The following is a 6617-nucleotide window of genomic DNA, read 5'->3' as shown; positions in this document are numbered from 1 at the left end:
GGTGGAATATTTCCATAAACATCCCTCGGAGCATTAGGATCAGGGTTTCTGTCATCTCCTAACACACCATACGATCCTCTGAATTTTAAGTCGGTAAGGATCCCTTTGTCCCCCAACAGATTTTTCATAAAACCTTCCTGTGTAATCCTCCATCCAATGGATACACCCGGAAAGTAACCTACACGATGGGCCGGATCAAACAGGTAAGATGCATCCCTTCTGCCTGATGCCTCTAAATAATATTTGTTATCGTAATTGTAGTTCAAACGGGCCACATAACCAATACGCGCTTCAGAATCATCACTGTCCTGGTATTGATCTACAGTTGGCAAATAAATCAGGGGCAAATTGTTGGATATCGGGCTTGCATGCAGCCAGTTCCTTATATGCTCCAGGTGGATACGCTCTGCAACAAAGGTTCCCCCAACCGTACTTTTACCAAAAGTGTTATTGTAATTTAACTGAAACTGGGTAGTGGTATTCAGTTCTTTACGTTGTTCACGATCTCTCCATGGATTGGTAACAGAGTGCGTAATATCATAATTTCCAGTTCCCTGGTTATAGGTATAAGCATTATAAGTGTACTCTTGGTTATTCTCTAACTCATCAGCTATATAATAAGAGTAATTATATCTGGCCACCAGGCCTTTTATCCCCGGAATTTCGTACTCGGCACCAAAGTTTGCCTGCAATACCCGCCAGTCTTGGTGGTAAATACCAGCTAACGTTTTATTCAGAAAAGCATAATTTGCTTCAGTATGGGGGCCGTTGTCCTTTAAATAAGCTGGGTTGTCATTGGCATAAGGCCGGTCTAAAGGGGTGTTTTCCAAAATACCCAACCTGGCTAAAAAATAATCATCACCTCCGGGCACACCAGGGTTTTCATGGGTTTCCACACGTCCGTTAACGTTCATGTTAACGGTTAATCCTGAGGCTACTTTAGCCCGCACATTGGATTGGATATTGGTACGGCGGTAATCGTACTCTGCACCTGCTTCATCGTTTTGATATAAGGTGGTTCCAGCTACGTAATAATTAATTTTATCGGTCCCACCAGTAATATCACCATGAAATGAATTTAACGGGGCACCTTTATTGGACAAAACAAAAGGTTTCCAGTTAAAACTTTGGTAACCAACCTGAGTGCCTTGTTTGTATTTTTCTAATTCTGCGGGCGTAATTGCTGTACTTCCGTTGGTAACCACCTGTGCTGCTGCCAAGGCGCTCATGTAATCATAAGAGTTGGTAAGCACATTGGGGAAGCGGTCCCAGTATTGAAAGCCCAAATAAGAATCCACATTGATCCTGTTTTCACCAGAGCCTCTTTTTGTAGTTACCACCACCACACCATTTCCTGCACGTACCCCATAAATAGCTGCCGATGCATCCTTTAATACAGTAATACTTTCCACATCGTTTGGCGAAATATTATTAAATTGGTTTTCGTCCTGCTGTATCCCGTCAATAACGTATAAAGGCGTGCCATAATTACGGATTTGGATGCTGGCGGCTGCACCCGGACGGCCTTCTGCCTGCCGAAAGGTTACGCCCGGCAACTTGCCCGCCAAGCCTGTACTCACGGTAGAGCCACCATGTACCCGCTCAATATCCTTACTGGTTATGCTGGAGATGGAACCGGTAATTGATTCCCTTTTTTGGGTGCCGTAACCGGTAACAACCACTTCCTGCAAAGTTGAATTGGTAGGCTCTAACCTTACATTGATCGTGCTTTTGCCGTTTACAGGAACCTCCCGTCCGCTAAAACCAAGGTAACTGAACGCCAATATGCTGTTGGCATCTGTTACCGTAATTTTAAACCTGCCTTCCACATCGGTTGAAGTTCCGGTAGTGGTGTTTTTAACCTTAACACCTACACCCACTAAGGGCTGGCCTTTGTCGTCTGTTACCGTTCCGCTTACGTTAAGCCTCGTTTGGGCAAAGGACGAAGCAGAAACAAGCAGGAAGGCTACCATGGAAACAAAAGCCAATGCTTCTTTTAGCACCCTTTTTTTTAAAGGATGTTTGTGTTCCCATTTCAAGTGGGCTATGCCCTCTTGTTCAAGAAGTAAAACTTTTTTCATAAATGTTTAATAATTGGTTAAATTCGGATTTAAAAATGTTAGGTTAACACTTCTAAAATCATGGTGTAAAGAAAAAGGGTTTTAAGGCTGTTGATTATCCAAATCCTATCAATTATTAGTTAAAACGTATCATTTTTTTTACAAACAACATTACTGTGAGATATTTTTGAAGGAAAATTATTTAAGGTTTTTACCTGTTAAGCAATTGCTTACTAAACATCAGAGAGAACCGGGGAAGAGCTTTCAACACTAATTTTTATGCGATAAAAGAAGCATCGTACGTAAATGTTAAAACATTAAAAACACTGAATAAATATTAAAAAAACTATACTTGAAACTTAGCCTGCATATTCTTTTCCTGCTCTTTCCGTTCGGTTTTTCCCTGGCCCAGCCTTACTATTTTAAGCATTATCAGGTAGAAAACGGCCTTTCCAACAATACGGTTTACTGCTGCCTGCAAGATAAACAGGGCTTTTTATGGTTCGGGACCAAGGACGGCCTAAACCGTTTTGACGGATATACCTTTAAAACATTCCGGCATAATATCAACGATAAAAAAAGCATCGGCAATAATTTTATCCACACACTTTATACAGACGACAAAGGCGCTTTGTGGGTAGGCACAGACGCTGGCGTTTATCAATACCATGCCCAAAACGAAAGCTTCAATTATATCAAAACCCCCACTAATGCGGCCATCCGGTGCATTATTAAATGTAATAACGACAATTACTGGTTTATTGCGGGCAATACTTTATTTATCTACAACGATAAAACCGGAAAGCTGACTAATATGCAGCCTTTTCAACATTTTGATGCCACCAGCATTACCCTAGATGCCAATAAAACAATTTGGGTTTCATCCACAGCAGGTACGATTGAAAAGTTTGACCCTGCAAACAACTCTTTTAAAAGTTATAGTGTGTTTGATCACTCTAAACGGGTCTCCTCCAATTTCATTGAAAAAATTGAATGGGTTGGCAACAACACTATTTTTGTTGGCACGTCCAGTCAGGGTTTTAAGGTTTTTGATTGCGGCACAAGCACTTACAAAGATGTGTTGACCTATAACCAGAATAAAACAGAAATCTATGTAAGGGATTTTTTGAAATATGCCGATAAGGAATATTGGATTGCAACAGAATCGGGCGTGTTTATCTACAACACTCAAAAAGGCACTTTTACAAATCTAAAAAAGCAATATAACGACCCTTATTCCATTTCAGACAATGCCGTGTACTCCTTGTACCATGATTTGGAAGGCGGGGTTTGGGCAGGGACTTATTTCGGCGGCGTCAATTATTACCCCAAACAGTATGCTACTTTCAACAAATTTTATCCGGGGATTGACAGAAACTCTTTAAAAGGGAACGTGGTGCGCGAAATCTGTAAAGATCAATACGGCAATTTTTGGATTGGCACGGAAGATAACGGCCTCAACAAGCTCAGCAGCGATAAACATACTTGGGCGCACTATAATCCGGGCGGTAAAAACAGTATTGCCAATACCAACATTCATGGTTTACTGGCCAATGGCCCAAACCTGTTTGTAGGGACATTTGATCGCGGACTGGATATTTTGGACATACCATCGGGCAAAGTTGTCCGCCATTTTTTGGCAGGCCCAAAGCTTAATGATTTGAAAAGCAGTTTTGTGGTTTGTTTTTGCAAAACCAGTACAGGCGAAATCATCGTAGGCACCACCTACGGCCTTTACCGTTACAATCCGGCAAGCCATGATTTTACCCTAATTAAACACGTCCCACCCCATGATTTTGTTTATTCCATGATCGAAGACCATAACGGTACCATTTGGGTAGGTACGATGCGAGACGGCATTTACTACTTTAACCCAAAAACAAACCAGGGCGGCAAGCTCAACTATAAATACCCGGTAAAAGAAGCATTAAACAGCAGTACGGTGAACGGTATTTTTGAAGACAGTCAACACCAAATTTGGTTTGCTACCGAAGGCCTGGGTATTTGGCGATACAACCCTGCCAAAAACCAATACAAAGTTTATGATGTAAACAATGGTATGCCCAGCAACTACGTTTTCCGGATGCAGGAAGATGCGGGCAAAAACTTGTGGATAAGCACCAGCCGCGGCTTGGTCAGCCTTGGCCTGGCCAATCAAAACTTAAAGGTTTATACCAAAGCCAACGGCTTGCTGAGCGACCAGTTTAACTACAACTCATCTTTTAAAGATGCAGACGGCACCTTGTATTTTGGCTGCGTAAAAGGGATGATAAGCTTTAACCCGCTATCGTTCCATGAAAACAACTTTGTTGCGCCGGTTTATATTACCGGTTTCCAGGTTTATAACAAAGAGGTGGCCATCAACCATAATTTGCTTAACCAATCTATCACTTATACACATAAAATCAACCTGAACTACGACCAGTCTTCCTTTAGTATTGATTTTGCCGCATTGAGCTACCCCTCGCCGGAAATGACGCAGTACAAATACAAAATGCAGGGCCTGGACAACCGCTGGAACTACCTCAAAACAAACAGAAAAGTTTACTTCACCCAGCTTTTACCAGGGCATTACACCTTTATTGTTAATACGGGCAACAGCAACGGCAAATGGAACGACCAGGATGCACGGCTCGAAATCATCATTTCCCCGCCATTTTGGGCAAGCACTTTTGCCTACATCCTTTATACCGGTTTAGGTATTTTCATGGTTTATTACTTCTTCAGAAGTTACCATATCAGAACCAGAAACAAAAACAAAAGGCTGATTGAGATTTTGGAGAACGATAAGGAAAAGCAAATCTACAATGCCAAAATTGAATTTTTTACCCATGTGGCCCACGAAATCCGTACGCCTTTGACCTTAATTAAAGGGCCGATGGAAAAAGTGATCCGCAGGTCATCGCACGTTCCTGATATTCAGAACAACCTGAAGATCATGGAGAAAAATACCGACCGTTTGCTCGACCTCACCAACCAGTTGCTTGATTTCAGGAAAACCGAGGCCAATAGTTTTAGCCTCAACTTTGTTAAAGCCAATATTACCGAACTGATGGAAGATATTTTTAGCAGTTTTAAACCCATTACCGAACAAAAGAATTTAAACTGCACGCTCCAATTGCCGCCAGAACCGCTGTTTGCTTATGTTGATTTGGAAGCCCTCAATAAAATACTAAGCAACCTGTTTAACAATGCCATAAAATATGCGGTAAAAACAGTATCGGTAGAATTGCTGCAACCAAAACAGGACGACAGTACTTTTACCATCGAGATCAGGAACGACGGGCATTTGATCCCTTATGAAATGCGCGAAAAAATATTTGAGCCTTTTTTCAGGCTGAAAGAAACAGAAAAACAAATCGGAACGGGCATTGGCTTATCTTTGTCGCGCTCGCTGGCCGAACTGCATAAAGGCGCGCTTGCTTTAAATAAACCTGTTGACCAACTTAATATTTTTACTTTGACCTTGCCGGTGCATCAGGACAAGGAGTTTGACCTTGACCTGAATTCCGAAGAAACAGAAATAGTAAATGACCAGACCAATATAAACCTACCTTTTATGAAGCCAATAATTTTGTTAGTTGATGATAACCCTGAAATTTTGGATTTTATTTCAGATGATTTAAGTGAGAAGTACACCGTGCTAAAAGCGACGAGTGGACAAGAGGCATTGGATATGATCGAGATAGAAAACATACAATTGATCATCAGCGATGTGATGATGCCGGGCATGAGCGGTTTTGAACTTTGCAAGCAGATTAAAACCAACTTTGACCACAGCCATATGCCGATCATTTTGCTGACGGCCAAAAACACATTGCAAAGCAAAATTGAAGGCTTGGAAGTTGGCGCAGACGCTTACATCGAAAAACCATTTTCGCCCGAACACATGCAAGTGCAAATTGCCAACCTGTTGAGCAACCGCAACAAGATCAAAGAACATTTTGCAAGTTCGCCATTGGCACATATTAAAAGTATGGCCAACTCAAAATCCGACGAAAACTTTTTGGATAAACTAAACGCTGTTATTTATAAAAACATCCAAAACACCGATCTGGATGTGGAGCATATCGCAGGCCTGATGAACATGAGCAAGCCTACTTTGTACCGAAAAGTTAAAGCGATATCAAACCTGACCATCAACGAACTCATCAACATTACACGGCTAAAAGTAGCGGCACAACTGCTGGAAGAAGGCGATTATAAAGTTTACGAAGTTGCCACGATGGTAGGCTACAGCTCACAATCGCATTTGGGCCGGAATTTTTTGAAGCAGTTTGGCACAACACCAACCGATTACCAGCAAACCAAAAGAAACGGGAATGCCAAATCAACCGCAACGGCTTAAAGGATGGTTTGGCAAATAATTTTTTTGGGCTTGGTTATAAAAAATGAATTTATGGCAAAACGTTTTTTAAAAGATTGACAATTCAAAAAAATGTCCTGCCATATTTTTTGCTTCAAAACGCAATGCTTCTTTTACCAGGTAAAATTTGGTGTGGCATCAGTTTAAATAAAACCAAAAAACCACCTAAAACAAAAATGGAAGAATAAATT

General features: G+C 41.3%; 2 protein-coding genes. One reads left to right on the top strand and one right to left on the bottom strand.

The window, feature by feature from the left end; all coding sequences use genetic code 11:
* Positions 1 to 2081 (bottom strand): SusC/RagA family TonB-linked outer membrane protein (locus Q0192_RS03330; protein ID WP_299286051.1); only part of this gene is annotated, 2081 nt, incomplete at its 3' end.
* A 331-nt stretch (positions 2082 to 2412) separates the two neighbouring features.
* Between Q0192_RS03330 and Q0192_RS03325 the strand changes: the two genes are divergently transcribed.
* On the top strand, positions 2413 to 6408 hold the full coding sequence (locus Q0192_RS03325; protein ID WP_299286048.1) for a hybrid sensor histidine kinase/response regulator transcription factor: 3996 nt from the start codon (positions 2413 to 2415) through the stop codon (positions 6406 to 6408).
* The last annotated feature ends 209 nt before the right edge of the window (positions 6409 to 6617 follow it).

Origin of the sequence: uncultured Mucilaginibacter sp., assembly GCF_937859865.1 — a bacterium.
GTDB lineage: Bacteria > Bacteroidota > Bacteroidia > Sphingobacteriales > Sphingobacteriaceae > Mucilaginibacter_A.
Note: the sequence above shows the minus strand (reverse complement) of the source record. Positions and strands in the feature narration are given on the sequence as shown.